We start from the raw sequence: 371 nt of genomic DNA, 5'->3' as shown, positions 1-371 counted from the left end.
GTGCAATCGGGCAGTGCCTCTCCGGCCCAGGCGGCCAGTTCATCGCGGTTGGGCTTGATCACGTGCGGCAGCACGGGCGCGGTCAGCGCGCGCGCCAGCGGATCACCACTGGCATCGAGCAGCACGTGCACGCCCTGTGCGCGCAGCCGCGCCACCAGCGTGGCATAGCAGGCTGGCGGGCAGCCGGGGGGGAGACTGCCCGCCAGAACCACCATGTCTCCCGGTGCGGCCATGGCCGTCAGCCCATCGAGCACGGTGGCAAGGGTTTCATCGGTCACCGCCAGGCCATCGAGATTGATGTCGGTGGTATCGTCAGCATCGACCAGCTTGAGGTTGACGCGCGTGGCGCCATCCACCCGCACCATGGCATC

General features: G+C 68.7%; 1 protein-coding gene. It reads right to left on the bottom strand.

Annotation, left to right across the window (positions count from 1 at the left end; translation table 11 throughout):
• A partial coding sequence (locus H926_RS34805) for a PfkB family carbohydrate kinase (protein ID WP_043609770.1) occupies positions 1-371 on the bottom strand: 371 nt, incomplete at both ends.

The sequence above is a fragment of the Novosphingobium sp. B-7 genome, assembly GCF_000410615.1.
Classification (GTDB): domain Bacteria; phylum Pseudomonadota; class Alphaproteobacteria; order Sphingomonadales; family Sphingomonadaceae; genus Novosphingobium; species Novosphingobium capsulatum.
Note: the sequence above shows the minus strand (reverse complement) of the source record. Positions and strands in the feature narration are given on the sequence as shown.